This is a genomic window from Roseisolibacter sp. H3M3-2 (genome assembly GCF_029211165.1).
Taxonomy (GTDB): domain Bacteria; phylum Gemmatimonadota; class Gemmatimonadetes; order Gemmatimonadales; family Gemmatimonadaceae; genus Roseisolibacter.
The window spans coordinates 1-3,525 of the sequence record NZ_JARGEK010000442.1; the positions used below are offsets into that span (position 1 = coordinate 1).

The window sequence follows — 3,525 nt, forward strand, 5'->3', positions numbered from 1 at the left end:
CGCTCGGCGTCGGCGCGCGCGCGCACGCGCGCCACGCGCGTCGTCGTCGCGCCGCCGCCGAGGACGAGCGTCCCCCACGACGCGTCCACCTCCGCGCCGGCCGCCGGGGCCCCGTCGCGCCCCACGCGCACGACGCCGAGCGCCAGCCCCACGCCCGGCTCGGGCGCGCCGCCGCACGGCGCGCGGTAGAGCGTCGCGGCCGACGGCGTGGCGAGCCGCAGCTCGGTCACCCGCCCGGCCACGACCGCGACGGCCCGCGCCGGAGTGGCCACGCCCAGCGCGTCGAGCGCGGGGTGTGACACCGCGACCTCGGCGCTCCCCGGCGCGAGTCCGTCGAGGCGGAAGCGCCCCACGGCGTCGGTGCGCGCGGTGGCGCCGGTGCCGGCCACCCACACCTCGGCGCCCGCCAGCGGCCCCACGGCGAGCAGGCTGTCGAAGACCACGCCCTGCACGGCGCCGCGGGCGGCGAGCGAGTCGGCGGACGCGGGGGGCTGCGCGGCGGGAGGCTGCGCCGCGGCGGCGCGCAGGGGGAGCGCCGCGCAGGCGACGCGGAGGGCACGCTGGACGGAGGACATCACGGCACGGGCTCGGGTCTCCGCACGGTGGGCCGCGTCGCCCGGGTGCTCGGCCGCGGGGACGGCACGGCACGCGCCGCGCCGGGCACGCGCACTAACTCGCGCCGCCGACGCGAGTTGATGCGCGCGTCACGCGGCGACCGCCCTCCCGAGGGGACGGCCGATGTCCCCGCGATCGGACGCGCCCGCCGTCGTCGCGACTACTCCTGCCGCAGCACCGCCGTCGGATTCGCCGCCGCCGCGCGCCGCGCCGGGATCCAGCTCGCCAGCAGCGCCACGCCCGCCAGCAGCGCCGTCGTCCCCACGTAGGTGACCGCGTCGAGCGGCGAGAGGCCGAACAGCAGGGAGCCGAGCAGCCGCGCCGCGCCGGCCGCGAGCAGCAGGCCGAGCGCGAGCCCCGCCGCCGTCAGCCGCCCGCCCTCGCCGAGCAGGAGCCGCACCACGTCGCCGCGCCGCGCGCCGAGCGCGAGCCGGATCCCGACCTCGCGCGTGCGGCGGCTGGCGGCGTAGGCGATGGTGCCGTAGAGCCCCACGACCGCGAGCAGCAGCCCGACGCCGCCGAGCGTGACCGTCACCAGCGCCGCCGCGCGCTGCGGCAGGAGTCCGATCGCCATCGCCCCCTCGAGCGTCTCGACGGCGGGGCGCGGGACGTCCGGGTCGACGGCGCGCACGGCGGCCAGAATCCGCGGCGTCAGCGCCGCCGGGTCGCGGTCGGTGCGCACCAGCAGCCACTGCCGCGACTCCCAGTGCTGCGCCAGCGGCAGGTACACCAGCGGCGGCGTGGGCGCGGCGAGCGAGGCGTGCTTCGCGTCGCGCGTCACGCCGACGACCGTCACGCGCGTCCCGCGGAAGCCGAACGTTCGCCCGAGCGCCTCGCCCGGCGCGCGCAGCGCGGGCCACAGCGTGCGCACCAGCGTCTGGTTCACGACCGCGACGCGCGCCGCCCCCGTGTCGTCGGCGGCGCGGAAGTCGCGCCCGGCCAGCAGCGGGATGCGCAGCGCCGCGTGGTACCCCGGCGCGATCGTCAGCAGCGACACCGGCACGTCGGCGGTGCCCGGGCCGGCGGGCTGCACGGCGTCGCCGCTGCTGCGGAAGGTGAGCGGGAGCCCGTTGGCCGCCGACACCAGCGTCACGCCGGGGATCGCCGCGATGCGCTCCCGGATCGCCACCGTCAGCGTCCGCGCGCGCGCGCCGTCGAGCCCCCACGCGCCGGCGTCGACCAGCACCGTCGTCACGCCCGCCGCGTCGAAGCCGCGCGGGATCTCCGCGCCGCGGCGCACCGCGCGCACGAACAGCCCGGCGCCGACGAGCAGCACCAGCGACAGCGCGATCTGCCCCGCCACCAGCGCGTCGCCGACCCGGGCGCGGCGCGCGCTCCCGCCCGCGCCGTCGCGCAGCCGCGTGGCGACGCCGAGCGCCAGCGCGCGGCGCGCGGGCACCAGCCCCGCCAGCGCCCCCATCGCCACGCACAGCAGCAGCGAGAAGCCGAACACGCGCAGGTCGGGGGCGAGCTGCAGCCGCATCGGCAGCTCGCCGGGGATCGGCAGCGCCTCCAGCCGACGCGCGGCGGCGAACGCGATCGCCAGCCCGCCCGCCGCGCCGGCGCCGAACAGGACGAGGATCTCGGTCAGCAGCTGCGCGACCAGCCGCCCGCGCCCGGCGCCGATCGCCGCGCGCACGGCCATCTCGCGCCGCCGCGCCACGGCGCGCGCCGACAGCAGCGCGGCGACGTTCACGCTGGCGATGAGCAGCACCAGCGCCGCCGCGCCGGTGAGCAGCCCGAGGAAGCCGGCCATCGTGCGGCGCGCGTCGGCGGGGAGCGCGCGCAGCGTCGTCAGGCGCACGTCGGTGTACTTCCGCAGCCACTCCGGGTCGCCGCCCGAGGCGACGTGGTCGGCGGTCAGGCGCTCCAGCTCGCGCGTGGCCGCCTCCGTCGTCACGCCGGGGCGCAGCCGCGCCGCCAGCTGCAGCGTCGTGACGTCGCGGTCGGCCAGCGACGCCGCGGTCGGCATCAGCAGCCGCCGCGCGCCGAGCGGCACCCAGGCGTCGGTCTGCACGGGGGCGTTGGGCCCCTGGAACTCGGCGGGCGCGACGCCGACGAGGGTGAGGCGGCGCCCGTTCACCAGCAGGTCGCCCCCCACCGCCGTGCTGTCGGCGCCGAGCTGCGTGCGCCAGAAGCGCTCCGACACGACGACCACGGGCGCCGCCGTCTCGCGCCCGTCCTCGTCGGCCTGGAAGAAGCGCCCGACGCGCGGGCGCACGCCGAGCACCGGGAAGAAGTCGCCGGTCACGTAGCTGCCGGTGACGGGGAGCGCCATCGCGTCGCCGCGGCGCACGGCGAACGTCCCCTTGGTCCACGCGACGACGCCCGACACGGTGCGGGCCCGCGCGCGCAGCGCGTCGAGGTACGACGCGGGGAGCGACACGAAGCCGTCGGCGCCGGGGTGCGTGCGCTCGACGCGCACCAGCTCCCCGGCGCGGCCCGTCCCCGGCATCGGGCGCAGCACGAAGGCGTCGAACGCGCTCACCAGCGTGGTCACCGCGCCGGTGCCGAGCGCGATGCACAGGACGGCCACCGCGGTCACGAGCGGCGCGCGGCGCAGCGAGCGGACGGCGAGGCGCAGGTCGCGCCCGAGCGTGGCGAGCATCGGGTCTCCGGGGTGCGGGGCCGGGTACGACGGGACGAGGAGCGCGTCGCGCCACTCCAGCAGCGCGGCGCCGAGGGTGCGCGGCCAGGTGCGCCGCCAGAGGCGCGCGACCGCGCGCGGGCCCCCCGACGCGTGGGCGGCCGCGCACTGGTCGCGGAAGACGTCGGCCATGTCGGCGCCGAATCGGCGCGCGAAGTCGCGCGGGAAGACGCGCAGCAGCCGCGCGTAGCGGCGCGCCGCGCCGTCGGCCGCGCCGGCGTCGCGGGTCACGTTGCCCAGGCCGGCGCGCCGCGCGCGGCGGG

General features: G+C 79.9%; 2 protein-coding genes. Both read right to left on the minus strand.

Annotated features, from left to right (window positions below; all coding sequences use genetic code 11):
* Positions 1-575 (minus strand): carboxypeptidase regulatory-like domain-containing protein (locus tag PYV61_RS22650; protein ID WP_275835951.1); only part of this gene is annotated, 575 nt, incomplete at its 3' end.
* 200 nt (positions 576-775) lie between these two features.
* Positions 776-3,525 (minus strand): ADOP family duplicated permease (locus tag PYV61_RS22655; protein ID WP_275835953.1); only part of this gene is annotated, 2,750 nt, incomplete at its 5' end.